Source organism: Stenotrophomonas maltophilia (genome assembly GCF_025642255.1).
In the GTDB taxonomy this organism is placed as follows: Bacteria; Pseudomonadota; Gammaproteobacteria; order Xanthomonadales; family Xanthomonadaceae; genus Stenotrophomonas; species Stenotrophomonas maltophilia_P.
On the sequence record NZ_CP106759.1, the window covers coordinates 1382343 to 1396780 of the forward strand.

Here is a 14438-nt window from a genome sequence, read left to right on the forward strand (position 1 = left end):
CAATGCGGCTCTGGCCCCCACCAGACCGCTGGCAGCCTTAAAGCTACCTAATCAATATCGGAGTGCCGGATGGCCAACGATGGGGTACACGATCCAGTCAATACCGGACGTCGGCGTTTTCTTACTGCCACCACAGCCGTGGTTGGCGCCGTCGGCGTCGGATTCACCGCAGTTCCTTTCATCAAATCGTGGAACCCCAGTGCCCGCGCGAAGCTCGCGGGAGCACCGGTGGTGGCCGATATCAGTGCCCTGCAGGAAGGCCAGCGCCTGATCGTGGAATGGCGCGGCCAGCCCATCTGGATCGTCAAACGGTCCAAGGCGATCCTCGACGCGCTGCATGGGCTCGACGACCGCCTCAAGGACCCGGAGTCCGGCGAGAAGGACCAGCAGCCCGCCTACGTGCTCAAGCAGAATCCCGAGCTGCGCTCGATCAAGCCCGATGTGTCGGTACTGGTCGGCCTGTGCACGCATCTGGGCTGCTCGCCGGAGATGGTGGCCGAGATCCGCCCCGAACCGTATGACCCGCAGTGGAAGGGCGGCTACTTCTGCCCCTGCCACAAGTCGCGCTTCGACATGTCCGGCCGCGTCTTCAAGGACGTGCCGGCGCCGATCAACCTGCTGGTGCCACCGCACCACTACCAGGACGACAACACGCTCATCATCGGTGTCGATCCGGAGGGGGCAGCCTGATGGCCAATATCCTGAGCCGTACCGCGACAGGCGTCGCCGACTGGGTCAACGCCCGCGCGCCGGGGCTGATGCCGATCTACCGCAAGCACGTCAGCGAGTACTACGCGCCGAAGAACTTCAACATCTGGTACTACTTCGGTTCACTGGCGCTGCTGGTGCTGGTCAACCAGATCGTCACCGGCATCTTCCTGACGATGCACTACAAGACCAGCGCGGCGGAGGCCTTCGGCTCCATCGAATACATCATGCGTGATGTCGAGTGGGGCTGGCTGATCCGTTACATGCACTCCACCGGTGCATCGCTGTTCTTCATCGTGGTCTACCTGCACATGTTCCGCGGGCTGCTGTATGGCAGTTACCAGAAACCGCGCGAGCTGGTGTGGATCCTGGGCATGCTGATCTACCTGGTGCTGATGGCCGAGGCCTTCATGGGCTACGTGCTGCCGTGGGGCCAGATGTCGTTCTGGGGCGCCAAGGTGATCATCTCGCTGTTCGGCGCGATTCCGGTGATCGGCAATGGCCTGACCGAGTGGATCATGGGCGATTACCTGCCCAGCGATGCCACGCTCAACCGCTTCTTCGCGCTGCACGTGATCGCACTGCCTCTGGTGCTGCTGCTGCTGGTGGTGCTGCACCTGGGCGCGCTGCATGAAGTGGGGTCCAACAACCCGGATGGCGTGGAGATCAAGAAGGGGCCCAAGGGCAACCGCTGGTCGCCCAATGCACCGGCCGATGGCATTCCCTTCCATCCTTACTACACGCTCAAGGATGGCGTCGGCGCCGGCTTCCTGCTGATCATCGCCGCCTTCATCATCTTCTTCGCCCCCGGCTTTGGTGGCCTGTTCCTGGAGCACGACAACTTCACCGAGGCCAACCGGCTGGTGACCCCGGAACACATCAAACCGGTGTGGTACTACACCCCGTACTACGCGATGCTGCGCGTGGTGCCGAACAAGCTCGGTGGCGTGCTGGTGATGTTCTCGGCGATCGCCATCCTGTTCCTGGTGCCCTGGCTGGACAAGGCGCGGGTGAAGTCGGTGCGCTACCGCGGCTGGATCTCGAAGGTGATGCTGGGCATGCTGGCCGTGTGCTTCGTGTGGCTGGGCGTGATCGGTTCCGGTCCGGGTACGGACGTGCACGAGACCTACATCGGGCGGGTGCTGACCTTCCTGTACTTCGCGTTCTTCATCACCATGCCGCTATGGACAAGGCTGGACAAGACCAAGCCGGTACCGGAGAGGGTGACCACGCATGACTGAGCGCTGGATGGTCCGGCTGGCCCTCGCGGCCGCCCTGATGCTGGGCAGTTTCCTGGCCACCGCTGCCGAAGGCGGCACCAAGCTGCTGCAGGCCGGCAATGACCTCGGTGACCGCGCATCGCTGCAGCGCGGCGCGCAGCTGTACATGAACTACTGCTCCAGCTGCCACGCGCTGAAGTACCTGCGCTACTCGCGGATGGCGCAGGACCTGGGGCTGACCGAGGAAGAGGTGATGAACAACCTCAACTTCACCGGTGCGGCAATCGGCGATCCGGTGCCGGTGGCGATGCCCAAGGAGCAGGCCGAGAAGTGGTTCGGCAAGATGCCGCCGGACCTGAGCCTGATCTCGCGTGTGCGGGGCAGCGACTGGGTCTACACCTACCTCAAGTCGTTCTATCTCGACAGCAGCCGCCCGCTGGGCTGGAACAACGCGTTGTTCGCCAACGCCTCCATGCCCAACCCGCTCTGGGAAATGCAGGGCCTGCAGCATGCCGTGCACGGCAAGGCCGAAGGGCCAGGCATGGACCCGCCGGTGACCGGGCTGCGCATCGACAGCCCCGGCTCGGTTGATGCCGGCCAGTACGACCAGGCCGTGCGGGACATCACCAACTTCCTCGAATACGCCGGCGAACCGGCCGCGCTCAAGCGGCAGCAGCTGGGCGTGTGGGTGATCCTGTTCCTGGCCCTGTTGACCTTCCTGGTGTACCTGCTGAAGAAGGAATACTGGAAGGACGTTCACTGATTCTGCCGCCGGCCGTTGGCTGGGCCTATTGGCTTTTGTGATGGTCGGTTGCACACTCGGGGAGAAGTCGACCGCTGGCACGGTGCTGGCGGCGCCGATGCGGCAGGCGGTCTCCTGTCGTAGGAGAGCCTTTGATGGCGGCGAGCGTACGCATGCGCAATACACTGACGCTGTTTTCCTCGAACGACGATGTACTGTGCCACCGTGTGCGCCTGGTCCTTGCGGCCAAGGGTGTGACGTTCGATTTCGTTGCGGTCGATCCGCAGAATCCGCCCGAAGACCTGATCGACCTCAATCCGTACCATTCGGTGCCGACCCTGGTCGAGCGCGAACTGGTGCTGTACGCCGCTTCGGTGGTGAGCGAATACCTTGACGAGCGCTATCCGCATCCGCCGCTGATGCCGGTCGATCCGCTGTCACGTGCACGCATCCGCCTGGCGATGCTGCGCATCGAGCACGACTGGGTGCCGCAGGTGCAGGCCATCCAGCTGGGCAACAAGACCCAGGCCGAGGCCGGGCGCAAGCGCTTGAAGGAGTTGCTGACCGCGTCGCTGCCGCTGTTCAAGGCCAGCAAGTTCTTCCTGAACCCGGAAATGAGCCTGGCCGACTGCGCGATGGCGCCGATCATCTGGCGCCTGCAGTCACTGGATGTGCCGTTGCCGAAGGACGGCAAGGCCATCGAGGATTACGGCAACCGCATCTTCCGCCACCCGGGGTTCGTGCGCAGCCTGACCGAGCAGGAAAAGAAGCTGCGCGACCTGCCCGTCTGAGCCGGCCGCCGCTTTCCCGTCTGCACGCCGACCGGCGTGCAGGCGATCCGCCCCGGTCGGGGCGTCGGGCGCGTACACTTCACGCATGACCGAAGACTTCTTCCACATGACCAGCCACCGCCCGTACCTGCTGCGGGCACTGGTGGAATGGATCAATGACAACCAGCTGACCCCGCACATCCTGGTCGACGCCGGCGTCCCCGGCGTGCAGGTGCCGCCTTCGGCGGTCAAGGATGGCAGAGTGGTGCTCAACATCGCCGAACGCGCGGTAGTGCGCCTGATGATCGACAACGAGATGGTGAGCTTCTCGGCGCGCTTCTCCGGTACCAGCTACCCGGTGCAGGTGCCGATCAGTGCCGTGCTGGCCGTCTACGCCCGCGAGACCGGGCAGGGCATGGCACTGCCGGATGACATTCCGGGCAGCGAACCGGCGTCGACCGGCGACGAAGTGCTGCATGACGACGACACGCCGCCGGAGGATACGCCGCCGGCAGGGCCGCCGCCGAAGGGCCGGCCGAACCTGCGCGTGGTCAAGTAGCAGGAGCGTCCAGCACAACTTTGCGCCTTGCCGTTTTACAGACCTGGTCGCCGGGCATGGCCCGGCGCTACCGATCCCGGATCAGGAAGATCCACGCCACGCGTGGATGTCCGGGATCAGACATCCTCGGCATCGTCCACATCCGGCCGGATCTGGCTGATCCGCGCCGCGCCCGGGCCGGTGAACGACACCAGCTGATCGCCGCGCAGCACCATCCGGCCCACATGGCGATCGATGCCATCGTAGGAATACTCGAATTTGAAGGTGCGCTCGAAACCGAGCCGGCCATCCTCGCCGCGCGACAGGCGCAGGCCGGTGGCATGCACCGCCTGGTCCAGCCACTGCACATTGGCGGCGCGGCAGGCGTTGCGTCCCAGCTCGACCGCGCGCTCGGCGGCGGAGCGGGCAGCGTTCCAGAAGAAGTAGACGATGGCGCCGGCAATCAGCAACAGCAGCAGGGTGGGCATGGTTCCAGGGCGTCAGGTGTCGATGCGGCAAAGATGGCGGCGAATGCCTGCTGGATCAAGCAGAAGATTCAGTTCATCCGCTGCGGATCACCGGAAGCCGGCTGCACTGCGGGCGCTGTGGTCATCGGTGGCGTTGCCGGTGCCGGTGCGATCAACGGCGCGGTCGCAGTCAGCTGCAGCAGTGCGGCCCAATCCTGGCGGTTGAAACTGCATTCGTCCTCGCGCCCGGGCGTGCAGCTGGGCTCGATGCCGGTGCTGTCGCGTTCGCGGGCCGCAGGCAACTGGATCAGTCCGGTCCGATCCAGCGGCAGCAGCCGCATCGCCACGGTGTTCATGACGTTGCCGCCTACCAGGTACAAGGTCTGGTCACCGCCGAGATTGGCCGCGACCACCACTTCGCAGTGCGACTTCCAATGGCCGACCGAGCCATTGCCAAGCGCCTGTACCAGTCCGCTGTAGCTGAGCGTGGTGCTGCGGTCGCGCAGGAAGCACAGAAGATCACCGGGGGCCGGCTTAGCCGTGGCTGGATCGGCCAGCCGGTAAGGCACGCCGGAAGGGCCACCCTGGTAGGCAGCACGGATGTAGTCGATGTGGCGCGGCGAGGTGTTGAAGCCGGGGACCCCGGCGCGCACCATCACCCAGGAAATGAAGGCAGCCGACCAGGGATTGTCGATCAGGAAGGCACGGCAGTCGCTGTCGGTATAGCGCGAGCCCAGTGGTGCGGCACAACTGCTGGCACCGGCGATGCTGCCCATGGCGTTGAGCGTCCCGCTGTCACGCCAGTAGTGGGAGACGCGCTGCCAGGCAATCAGGCCGTTGTCGGCCAGATGCTCGTTCTCGGCTTCCGTGACGCTGAGGCTGGCGGCGCGGCCATCGCGGTCGATGAAGGGGCGGAACCACAGCCGATGCTCGTTGCATGCCGCGTTGCGGATGGCAATGGCCAAGGGGCTCAGGCCGAAGCGCGGCGGGACATCACAGGCCTCGGCCGCTGCGGCGGACAAGGGCATTGACGCGAGCAGCAGACAGGCAGGCAACAGCATCCGGCGCATGCGCGGCTCCAGTGGGGGATGCGCGCAGCGTCGCAGCGCCGTCGTGAACGCCGGGTGGATCCGTCAATGTCGGCCGGGCATGGCCCGGCGCTCCCCAGTGCATGACGCGTCCGGTAGCGCCGGGCCATGCCCGGCGGGCAACGCGGTTGCGTCAGGCGTTACCGGGCCTCAACCCGGCGGTGGGCCCAGCTTCAGTGACAGATCGATGGCCTGTACATGCTTGGTCAGGCCGCCGATGGAGATGCAGTCCACGCCGTCCTCCGCGATCGAGCGCAGGCCGCCAAGGCCGACGCTGCCGGACACCTCCAGCGGAATGCGGCCGGCGGTGATGCGTACGGCTTCACGGCGCAGGTCGGGGCTGAAATCATCGAGCAGGATGCGCTCGCAGCCGGACTCCAGCGCCTGACGAAGCTGGGTCAGGTCTTCGACCTCGACCACCAGCGGCAACCGTGGCCATTGCCGACGCGCGGCCGCCACCGCAGCGGCCAGCGAACCGGCGGCACGGATATGGTTTTCTTTCAGCATCACCGTGTCGTACAGGCCGAAACGATGGTTTTCCCCGCCTCCGCAGCGCACTGCGTATTTCTGTGCAAGGCGCAGGCCGGGCAGGGTCTTGCGGGTGTCGAGAATGCGCGTGCCGGTGCCTGCCACGGCGGCCACGTAGCGCGCCGTGGTGGTAGCGGTGCCGGACAGGGTCTGCAGGAAGTTCAGCGACGTGCGCTCGGCGCTGACCAGGCTGCGGCTGCGGCCGTGCAGCAGCGCAAGTACCGTACCGGCAGTGACGGACTCGCCTTCGGCGATGCGCCATTCGATGCGCACGTCCGGGTCGAGCGCGCGGTGGGTGGCATCGAACCACGGCCGGCCGGCAATCACCGCATCCTGTTTGCACAGCAGGTAGGCGCTGTCAGCCTGGTCGGGCAGCAGGGCGGCGGTGACGTCGCCGCTGCCCAGATCCTCCGCCAGCGCGCGGGCGACATCGGCGGCGACGACGGCCGCATCCGGCGTCGGCAGCATGCTCATGCGGCCGGGAAGTCAGCGATCTGCGCGGTTGGAATGGCCTCCTCGGCCAGCAGCACCGGGATGCCGTCGTCGACCCGGAACACCTGCTTGCGGTCACGGGTGACCAGGGCCTCGCGCAGCGGCTGTGCCAGCGGGTTGCCGTCGGCCTTGTTCACCGCGCCGGCGGAAATCGCCTTGTTGAGGGCTTCCAGGCCCTTGCCATCCAGCAGGGACAGGGGCTGGCGGGTGTCCGGCGACACCAGCAGGTCGAGCAGCTTGCGATCCATGGTTCTTCGTCTTGCGTGGAAGACGGCTAGAATACGTCTTTAAGGCAGGTGACGGCCAATGACCCCCAATCCGAACGCGCCGCTCGTCGGCATCGTCATGGGTTCCCGCTCCGACTGGGAAACCATGCAGCACGCCGCCCAGAAGCTTGAGGCCCTGGGTGTTCCGTTTGAAGTGAAGGTGGTGTCCGCCCATCGGACGCCGGATGTGTTGTTCAGCTATGCCGAACAGGCGGGTGGACGTGGCCTGCGCGCGATCATCGCCGGCGCCGGCGGTGCCGCGCATCTGCCGGGCATGATCGCGGCCAAGACCGCGGTTCCGGTGCTGGGCGTGCCGGTGCAGTCCAAGGCGCTCAATGGCATGGACTCGCTGCTGTCGATCGTGCAGATGCCGGCCGGCATTCCGGTGGCTACCTTCGCCATCGGCAATGCGGGTGCCTCCAACGCCGCGCTGTTCGCCGCCGCGATGCTGGCCAGCGACCAGCCGGCCATCGGCCAGGCGCTGGATGCCTTCCGCACGCGCCAGACCGAAGATGTGATGGCCCACGACGACCCGCGCCAATGAACCTGACTGTCGGCATCCTCGGCGGCGGCCAGCTGGCCCGCATGATGGTCCTGGCCGGTGCGCCGCTGGGACTGCGCTTCGAACTGTACGATCCGGCGGCGGACGCCTGCAGCGGGCCGCTGGCACCGCTCACCGTCGGTGCCTTCGATGACCGCCAGGCGCTGGCGGACTTCGCCGCCAAAGTCGATGTAGTGACGTTCGACTTCGAGAATGTGCCCGCGGACAGTGCGCAGTGGCTGGCCGAGCGGGTGCCGGTGTATCCGCCGCCCGCAGCGCTGGCTGTAGCGCAGGACCGCCTGAGCGAGAAGACGCTGTTCCAGCAGCTGGGCATTCCGCTGCCGCCGTTCGCCGATATCCGCAGCCGCGAGGAGCTCGCCGCGAAGGCGGCCGCGTTCGGCCTGCCGTGCATCCTCAAGACCCGTCGCCTCGGCTATGACGGCAAGGGCCAGTTCCGGTTGCGCAGCGAAGCTGACATCGACGCTGCCTGGCAGGCCCTGGGCGCCCAGGTCGAGCACACCGGCCTGATCCTGGAGGGCTTTGTGGCTTTCCAGCGCGAGGTCAGCGTGGTGGCCGTGCGCGGCCGTGACGGCGGTTTCCAGGCCTGGCCGGTGACCGGCAACTGGCATGTGGATGGCGTGCTTTCGGCCAGTGTGGCGCCTGCTGTGCTGTCGGCCGCCGAACAGGATGCCGCCATCGGCTATGCCCGACGGCTGGCCGAGCATCTGCAGTACGTGGGCGTGTTCGCCCTGGAGCTGTTCTGCCGGGACGGCGAACTGCTGGCCAACGAGATGGCGCCGCGCGTGCACAACTCCGGCCATTGGACCATCGAAGGCAGCGAGACCTCGCAGTTCGAGAATCATCTTCGCGCCGTGCTGGGCCTGCCGCTGGGCAGTACCCGCATGCTCGGCCACGCCTGCATGCTCAACTGGCTGGGCGAGATGCCGGACCCGGCGCCGGTGCTGGCCCAGGCCAGCGGCCACTGGCACGATTATGGAAAGCGGCCCCGCGAAGGCCGCAAGGTGGGCCACGCCACGCTGCGCGACGACCAGGCCGGCGCACTGGCCACGGCGCTGGAACAGGTGGGCGAGGCACTGGGGCGCCAGCTGCAGGTCGCACCGGCGGTGCGGGCACTGCGCGGTTGACCGCGACGCGGAAGCGCAACGCTGTGACGCGCCGATGCACGCATCGGCGCATCAACCAGGGTGATAGCGTAAGGCTCCTTTCCCCGGAGTCATCGTCATGCTCGACTGGAACGAATACCGCAAGGAACTGAAGGGCCGTATCGGCGAGATCGGCAAGCTCTCGCCGGATACCATCAAGGGTTACGCCACTCTGGCCAATGCCGGTGCCCAGACCCACCATCTCGATGCAAAAACCCGCGAACTGATCGCGCTGGCGGTCGCCGTGACCACCCGTTGCGACGGCTGCATCACGGTGCACGTCGATGCCGCACTCAAGCAGGGTGCCAGCCGCGAGGAGATCGCCGAGGCGCTCGGGGTGGCGGTTTCGCTCAACGCCGGCGCGGCACTGGTGTACTCGGCCCGAGTCATGGATGCGGTGGCGGCGCACGAGAGCGCGTGATGCCCATCGCGTCGCCAGGCATGGCCCGGTGCTGCCGGGCTACGCCCGGCGGATGCTCTCAGCGCAGCCGGCTCTCGGCGAATTCCCAGTTGGCCAGCTGCCAGAACGCCTCCAGGTAGCGTGCGCGGTCGTTCTGGTAGTCGGTGTAGTACGCGTGTTCCCACACGTCGCAGCACAGCAGCGGCGTGCTGTCGCCGGTCAGCGGGGTGCCGGCGTTGCGGGTGGCCTGGATGCCAAGCTGGCCGCCCGGATGCTGCACCAGCCACACCCAGCCGGAGCCGAACAGGCCCAGCGCGGTGCGGTTGAACTCCTCGCGCAGGCGCTGCACGTCGCCGAACTGGCGCTTGACCAGCTCGCCTAGCCGTCCCTGCGGCTCACCGCCGCCGCGCGGGCGCAGACACTGCCAGTAGAAGCCGTGGTTCCAGGCCTGGGCCGCGGCGTCGAACAGCGCGCCCTGGGCATGGCGGACGATCTCCTCCAGCGGGGCCTCTTCCCATTCGGTGCCGCGGATCCCGGCATTGACCGCATCGATGTAGGCACGGTGGTGTGCGCCGTGATGCAGTTCCACGGTCTGCGCGGAAAGATGAGGCTGCAGGGAGCCGGACAGGTAGGGCAGGGCAGGCAGTTCGACGGGCATGGACAGGTTCGTGGCCAGAGGGGCGGCGGCAGCCGGTTCCATCCGCTTACAATGGCGGCTACCTTGGGCAGTCTAGCCGACCATCGCGGTTGGTTTGTCCGGCGAAGCAAGGAGTGTGGTTGTGGCGGTAATGCAGCAAATCCAGGCCGAGGTCGATCGTTACCCGCTCGTGCTGTTCATGAAGGGCACCCCGCAATACCCGACGTGCGGCTTCTCCAGCCGCGCCGTACAGGCGCTGATGGCTGCCGGCGCCGTCTCCCTGCGCACCGTCAATGTGCTGGAGGAGCCGGAAATCCGCGCGAACCTGCCGCGTTTCTCCAACCTGCCGACGTTTCCGCAGCTGTTCATCAACGGGGAGTTGATCGGCGGCTGCGACATCATCATGGAGCTGTTCGAATCCGGCGAGCTCAAGCGCATCGTCGAAGAGGCGACCCTGGGATGAGTGCGCCGCCATCGACGTCACCGACCAACGGGGCGCTCGATGGCCGCCCGTTGCAGGACCGCGTGGTGCTTGTGGCCGGTGCCGGTGGTGGCCTCGGAAGTGCCGCCGCAGTGGCCGCCGCCAGCGCAGGCGCGACCGTGGTCCTGCTGGGGCGCAAGCCGCGCCGGCTGGACCGGGTCTACGCCCAGGTGCAGGCAGCCGGTCCCGAGCCCCTGCTGTATCCGCTGGATCTGGAAGGGGCCGGTCCCGATGACTACGCCGACCTCGCCCAGGCGCTGCAGACGGAGCTGGGGCGACTGGACGGGCTACTTGTCTGCGCCGCCCACTTTCCGGGCTTGACCCCGTTCGAACTGGCCGACCCGGCAAGTTTCGCCCGCGCCGTCCACGTCACCCTGACCGCACCCGCCTGGCTGGCGCAGGCCTGCCTGCCGCTGCTGCGCCAGCGCGAGGATGCGGCGCTGGTGTTCACGGTCGATGACCCGGAACGGGTGGGGCAGGCCTACTGGGGAGGCTATGGCGCCGCCCAGCATGGCCTGCGCGGCCTGATCGCCAGCCTGCATGATGAGCTGGGCCGCAGTCCGGTCCGGGTCAGCGGCCTGTACCCGGGGCCCCTGCGCACGGCCCTGCGCGCCCGCGCCTACTCGATCGACCAGGACCCGGCTGCGCAGGGGCCCGAGGCCGCCGCGGCCGCGGCCGTGACCCTGCTGTCCAGTGCCGGCTCGGCCTGGCGGGGGCAGATCCTGGACGCAGGCAGCGCTCGCCCGGCAGGGTAAAGGGCGACGTAAGGCGGAATGAAGATCCCGTCATGATTGCGTTGCGATCCGGTGCCGTTTGTCGCACAACCGTCACATTGATGGCGTAGCGTGTTAATCTAGTGTTAACCGTTATGGCTGCCTTCAGCCAACACGGTCGGGAACCCCAGATCACTGTCCAGTCGGCCACCCGCAAGGCCGCTTGGATGCGTCTTTTTTCCGCCATCGCCAACTCGTATCGAGGCTACCCTAGATGACCCACCCACTCCGGATGTCCAAGCTCACCCTTGGTCTCGTGGCCGCACTTGCTGCCGCTCCCGCCTTCGCCCAGAGCACCTCTGCAGGTGTCGGCGGCCAGGTCGTGTCCGCCGCTGGCCAGCCTGTCGCCGGTGCTGAAGTCACCATCACCCACACCGAGTCGGGCACCGTTTCGCGCGCCACGACCGATGCGTCGGGTCGTTACAACGCGCGCGGCCTGCGCGTGGGTGGTCCGTACACCATCACCATCACCAAGCCGGGTGAAGGCACCAAGACCGAAGAGGGTGTCTACCTGAACCTGAACCAGGTCAACACCGTCAATGCCAACCTGACCGGCGACGTGGCGGCCACCAACCTGGACGCCGTGAATGTTGTCGCCACCGCGGGCGGCCTGGACATCTTCAGCGCCACCAAGATGGGTACCGGCTCGAACGTGACCCGCGAAACGATGGACGCGCTGCCGTCGGCCAACCGCAACATCCAGGACTACATCCGCCTGGACCCGCGCATCTCGCAGGTCAGCAAGGCTGACGGCGCGATCTCGGCTGGCGGTCAGAACACCCGTTACAACGCGATCCGTATCGACGGCATCAGTGCCTCCGATCCGTTCGGCCTGGGCTCCAACAACCTGCCGACCGAGCGTCAGCCGGTGTCGATGGATGCCATCCAGGAAATCAACATCGATCTCGCGAACTACGACACCACCATCGCCGGTGGTACCGGTGCGGTGATCAATGCCGTGACCAAGTCGGGTACCAACGAGTTCCATGGCACTGTCTACGGTTCCTACCGCGACAAGGACATGGTCCGCGAGGAACTGCGTGGCGAGAAGTTCAACGGCTTCGAGGACGAGAAGACCTACGGCATGACCTTCGGCGGCCCGATCGTCAAGGACAAGCTGTTCTTCTTCAGCAACTACGAGAAGTACGAGCGTTCGGCCGCTGGCATCAGCCTGAGCGACACCCCGATCGGCAAGGGCACCATCACCCAGCAGCAGATCACCGACGTCCAGAATTTCCTGGGTGGACTCGGCTATGACCCGGGCAGCCTGACGGCACCGAACAGCAAGACCGAAATCGAAGAGTACGCGGTCAAGCTGGACTGGAACATCAATGAAAACCACCGTGCGGCCCTGCGCTACAACAAGATGGAGCAGAACGTCGTCCGCTTCCCGCAGGTCAGCACCAGTGCGATCTCGCTGAGCAACTTCTGGTACCAGCAGCCGACCGAATACGAAACCTGGATGGGCGAACTGTTCAGCGACTGGTCCGAGAACTTCTCGACCGAGTTCAAGGTCTCGCACAAGGATTACTCGGCCAACCGCGTTCCGCTGGTCGACATGCCGCAGATCCGCATCCGTTCGGGTAACGACTCGCTGTACGTCGGTACCGAGCAGAACACGCACGTCAACATCGTGGAATCGAAGGAACTGAGCGCCTTCGGTGCCGGTACCTGGTACATCGGCGATCACACCGTCAAGTTCGGCTTCGATTACTCGAAGAACGACCTGATGAACTTCTACGGCCGCAACCTCAACGGCGTCTACGAGTTCAACAGCGTCGAGGACTTCCTGAACGGTCGCATCGCGCGCTACCAGCTGCGTGCCCCGCGCGCCGGCGGCAGCCGCAGTGATATCCCGGCAGACTTCACCCTGAAGAACACCGGTGTGTTCGTCCAGGATACCTGGGCCATCAACTACAACCTGAGCCTGATGTTCGGTGTCCGCGTCGACATGCCTGACTTCAGCAGCCAGCGCCTGTACAACCCGCGCATCGAGCAGCTGTACGGCTTCAACAACACCCAGCTGGTCGACAAGAACCTGGTGCAGCCGCGCGTCGGCTTCAACTACACCTTCGACAGCGAGCGCCCGACCCAGCTGCGTGGTGGCGTGGGCCTGTTCGGTGGCGCTGCCCCGAACGTGTGGCTGGCGGGTGCCTACCAGAACACCGGCCTGAACTACATCGAGTACGATGAGCGCAACCTGACCAGCGGCTTCACCCCGGACGGCAACAATCCGTACATTCCGGCTGGTGGCCCCGCAGCTGCGCGCCAGAACGTCGACATCATCGCCCCGGGCACCCGCCTGCCGTCGGTGTGGAAGGCCAACCTGGCGTTCGACCATGAGCTGCCGTGGTACGGCATCGTGGCGTCGGCCGAAGTGCTGATGACCAAGGTCAAGGACGGCATCTACTTCGACCGTCTCGACGTTTCGGCGCCGACCGCTTACGGCCAGGACGGTCGTGCGATCTACTGGGATGCGAATGGCCGTAATCCGGCGAACAGCCGCATGTCGGGTGGCACCAACTTCGGCATGACCACCGGCACCAACCGTGCCACCGACCGTGCCAACCGTCCGAGCGACATCGGCGACGTGCTGGTCATGCGCAACACCGACAAGGGTCGTGGTACCCAGGCCACCTTCTCGCTGGCCAAGCCGCTGACCGAGAACTGGGGCTGGTCGCTGGGTTACACCTATACCAAGTCCAAGGAAGTCAGTCCGCTGACCAGCTCGCAGAACACCTCGAACTGGAACAACACGCTGATCTTCAATGCCAACGAAGACGTGGCCTACGACTCGCGTTACGCGATCAAGGACCGCGTCACCGGCACCCTGGAGTGGAAGCACAACTTCTTCGGTGACAACGCCACCCGCGTCGGCCTGTTCTACGAAGGTCGTTCGGGCCGTCCGTACAGCTACATCTTCTACAACGATGCCAACGGCGACGGTGCTACCACCAACGATCTGTTCTATGTGCCGAGCGGCCCGGGTGACGTGCTGTTCGGTACGGTGGTCGGCGGTCGCTTCGTGCAGAGCGCGCAGATGGAGCAGGACTTCTTCAACTGGCTGGCGCAGAATCCGGAGCTCGATGCCTACCGTGGCAGCGTGGTCCCGGCCAATTCGCACCGTGCCAAGTGGATCAACACCTTCGACGTCCGCATCAGCCAGGAGTTCCCGGGCTTCGTGAAGAGCCACAAGGGTGAGATCGCGCTGGACATCATGAATGTCGGCAACCTGCTGAACAAGAAGTGGGGCCTGATCGACGACTACGGCTTCTACGCTACCCGTCGCGTCGCCAACTACGCGGGTATCGACCCGGCGACCGGCAAGTACGTGTACTCGTTCACCGGTTCCACCGACAACCCCGCGATCCAGGAAAACAACAACGACAAGGGCAACACTGCCGTGTCGCGCTGGTCGATGCAGCTGACCCTGAAGTACAAGTTCTGATCCGTCGGAACATCACGCAGTAGACGGAAACGGCCGGGGCAACCCGGCCGTTTCCCGTTCGGGCGAAAGTTCTTGCAGTGGTCACGACATCGGCGTAGCATCCGGTTTCGTGCGCGGCGCCGATGCCGCAGCTGCGGTCCCGGAATGGCGAGCGCGGTCAGCACACATCCAACGGT

General features: G+C 65.7%; 16 protein-coding genes. 11 read left to right on the forward strand and 5 right to left on the reverse strand.

Going from position 1 to position 14438, the window contains the following annotated elements; genetic code table 11:
* Positions 1-69 precede the first annotated feature (69 nt).
* The 5 genes from petA (at position 70) to N8888_RS06380 (ending at position 3999) form a co-directional block, all read left to right on the forward strand.
* A complete protein-coding gene (gene petA / locus N8888_RS06360) occupies positions 70-690 on the forward strand; it encodes a ubiquinol-cytochrome c reductase iron-sulfur subunit (protein ID WP_053516597.1) in 621 nt (206 codons plus the stop codon).
* The gene (locus tag N8888_RS06365; protein ID WP_053516598.1) at positions 690-1949 is read left to right on the forward strand and encodes a cytochrome b; all 1260 of its coding nucleotides are present in this window, start codon (positions 690-692) and stop codon (positions 1947-1949) included. Before petA ends, N8888_RS06365 begins: the two co-directional genes overlap by 1 nt.
* On the forward strand, positions 1942-2691 hold the full coding sequence (locus N8888_RS06370; protein ID WP_053516600.1) for a cytochrome c1: 750 nt from the start codon (positions 1942-1944) through the stop codon (positions 2689-2691). The genes N8888_RS06365 and N8888_RS06370 overlap by 8 nt, the downstream gene beginning before the upstream one ends.
* A 134-nt stretch (positions 2692-2825) precedes the next feature.
* On the forward strand, positions 2826-3461 hold the full coding sequence (locus N8888_RS06375) for a glutathione S-transferase N-terminal domain-containing protein (protein WP_053516601.1): 636 nt from the start codon (positions 2826-2828) through the stop codon (positions 3459-3461).
* A gap of 85 nt (positions 3462-3546) precedes the next feature.
* Positions 3547-3999, forward strand: coding sequence for a ClpXP protease specificity-enhancing factor (locus N8888_RS06380; RefSeq protein WP_053516602.1), 453 nt, complete (start codon positions 3547-3549; stop codon positions 3997-3999).
* A 116-nt stretch (positions 4000-4115) separates the two neighbouring features.
* Here N8888_RS06380 and N8888_RS06385 read toward each other — a convergent pair whose 3' ends face one another.
* From N8888_RS06385 to N8888_RS06400, 4 genes are all read right to left on the reverse strand, one after another.
* On the reverse strand, positions 4116-4466 hold the full coding sequence (locus N8888_RS06385; RefSeq protein ID WP_053516603.1) for a DUF3301 domain-containing protein: 351 nt from the start codon (positions 4464-4466) through the stop codon (positions 4116-4118).
* A 68-nt stretch (positions 4467-4534) separates the two neighbouring features.
* On the reverse strand, positions 4535-5515 hold the full coding sequence (locus N8888_RS06390; RefSeq protein WP_065175856.1) for a DUF2272 domain-containing protein: 981 nt from the start codon (positions 5513-5515) through the stop codon (positions 4535-4537).
* A gap of 168 nt (positions 5516-5683) precedes the next feature.
* Entirely contained in the window at positions 5684-6535 is an 852-nt protein-coding gene (gene nadC / locus N8888_RS06395; protein WP_111186038.1) for a carboxylating nicotinate-nucleotide diphosphorylase, read from the reverse strand.
* A complete protein-coding gene (locus N8888_RS06400; RefSeq protein WP_005408847.1) occupies positions 6532-6801 on the reverse strand; it encodes a Trm112 family protein in 270 nt (89 codons plus the stop codon). Before N8888_RS06400 ends, nadC begins: the two co-directional genes overlap by 4 nt.
* A gap of 58 nt (positions 6802-6859) precedes the next feature.
* Here N8888_RS06400 and purE point away from each other — a divergent pair, with 58 nt between their 5' ends.
* From purE to N8888_RS06415, 3 genes are all read left to right on the forward strand, one after another.
* Positions 6860-7363, forward strand: a complete 504-nt coding sequence (purE, locus tag N8888_RS06405; protein ID WP_053516607.1) for a 5-(carboxyamino)imidazole ribonucleotide mutase — start codon at positions 6860-6862, stop codon at positions 7361-7363.
* On the forward strand, positions 7360-8505 hold the full coding sequence (locus N8888_RS06410) for a 5-(carboxyamino)imidazole ribonucleotide synthase (protein WP_053516608.1): 1146 nt from the start codon (positions 7360-7362) through the stop codon (positions 8503-8505). Before purE ends, N8888_RS06410 begins: the two co-directional genes overlap by 4 nt.
* 97 nt (positions 8506-8602) lie before the next feature.
* Positions 8603-8944: a carboxymuconolactone decarboxylase family protein gene (locus tag N8888_RS06415; protein ID WP_053516609.1), complete on the forward strand. Its 342-nt coding sequence runs from the start codon at positions 8603-8605 to the stop codon at positions 8942-8944.
* Between the two features lie 58 nt (positions 8945-9002).
* On the opposite strand, the gene N8888_RS06420 is transcribed toward N8888_RS06415, so the two are convergent.
* Positions 9003-9581, reverse strand: coding sequence for a superoxide dismutase (locus N8888_RS06420; protein ID WP_263177893.1), 579 nt, complete (start codon positions 9579-9581; stop codon positions 9003-9005).
* Between the two features lie 121 nt (positions 9582-9702).
* Here N8888_RS06420 and grxD point away from each other — a divergent pair, with 121 nt between their 5' ends.
* From grxD to N8888_RS06435, 3 genes are all read left to right on the forward strand, one after another.
* Positions 9703-10023, forward strand: a complete 321-nt coding sequence (gene grxD, locus N8888_RS06425) for a Grx4 family monothiol glutaredoxin (RefSeq protein ID WP_053516610.1) — start codon at positions 9703-9705, stop codon at positions 10021-10023.
* Positions 10020-10796, forward strand: coding sequence for an SDR family NAD(P)-dependent oxidoreductase (locus tag N8888_RS06430; protein WP_164152714.1), 777 nt, complete (start codon positions 10020-10022; stop codon positions 10794-10796). The genes grxD and N8888_RS06430 overlap by 4 nt, the downstream gene beginning before the upstream one ends.
* A 232-nt stretch (positions 10797-11028) precedes the next feature.
* Positions 11029-14262, forward strand: coding sequence for a TonB-dependent receptor (locus N8888_RS06435; protein ID WP_262101170.1), 3234 nt, complete (start codon positions 11029-11031; stop codon positions 14260-14262).
* Positions 14263-14438 lie beyond the last annotated feature (176 nt).

Excerpts from the sequence above, each read along its gene's own strand:
- petA (WP_053516597.1), top strand. The coding sequence starts at position 70 with ATGGCCAACGATGGGGTACACGATCCAGTCAATACCGGACGTCGGCGT.
- N8888_RS06365 (WP_053516598.1), top strand. The coding sequence starts at position 690 with ATGGCCAATATCCTGAGCCGTACCGCGACAGGCGTCGCCGACTGGGTC.
- N8888_RS06370 (WP_053516600.1), top strand. The coding sequence starts at position 1,942 with ATGACTGAGCGCTGGATGGTCCGGCTGGCCCTCGCGGCCGCCCTGATG.
- N8888_RS06375 (WP_053516601.1), top strand. The coding sequence starts at position 2,826 with ATGGCGGCGAGCGTACGCATGCGCAATACACTGACGCTGTTTTCCTCG.
- N8888_RS06380 (WP_053516602.1), top strand. The coding sequence starts at position 3,547 with ATGACCGAAGACTTCTTCCACATGACCAGCCACCGCCCGTACCTGCTG.
- N8888_RS06385 (WP_053516603.1), bottom strand. The coding sequence starts at position 4,466 with ATGCCCACCCTGCTGCTGTTGCTGATTGCCGGCGCCATCGTCTACTTC.
- N8888_RS06390 (WP_065175856.1), bottom strand. The coding sequence starts at position 5,515 with ATGCGCCGGATGCTGTTGCCTGCCTGTCTGCTGCTCGCGTCAATGCCC.
- nadC (WP_111186038.1), bottom strand. The coding sequence starts at position 6,535 with ATGAGCATGCTGCCGACGCCGGATGCGGCCGTCGTCGCCGCCGATGTC.
- N8888_RS06400 (WP_005408847.1), bottom strand. The coding sequence starts at position 6,801 with ATGGATCGCAAGCTGCTCGACCTGCTGGTGTCGCCGGACACCCGCCAG.
- purE (WP_053516607.1), top strand. The coding sequence starts at position 6,860 with ATGACCCCCAATCCGAACGCGCCGCTCGTCGGCATCGTCATGGGTTCC.
- N8888_RS06410 (WP_053516608.1), top strand. The coding sequence starts at position 7,360 with ATGAACCTGACTGTCGGCATCCTCGGCGGCGGCCAGCTGGCCCGCATG.
- N8888_RS06415 (WP_053516609.1), top strand. The coding sequence starts at position 8,603 with ATGCTCGACTGGAACGAATACCGCAAGGAACTGAAGGGCCGTATCGGC.
- N8888_RS06420 (WP_263177893.1), bottom strand. The coding sequence starts at position 9,581 with ATGCCCGTCGAACTGCCTGCCCTGCCCTACCTGTCCGGCTCCCTGCAG.
- N8888_RS06430 (WP_164152714.1), top strand. The coding sequence starts at position 10,020 with ATGAGTGCGCCGCCATCGACGTCACCGACCAACGGGGCGCTCGATGGC.
- N8888_RS06435 (WP_262101170.1), top strand. The coding sequence starts at position 11,029 with ATGACCCACCCACTCCGGATGTCCAAGCTCACCCTTGGTCTCGTGGCC.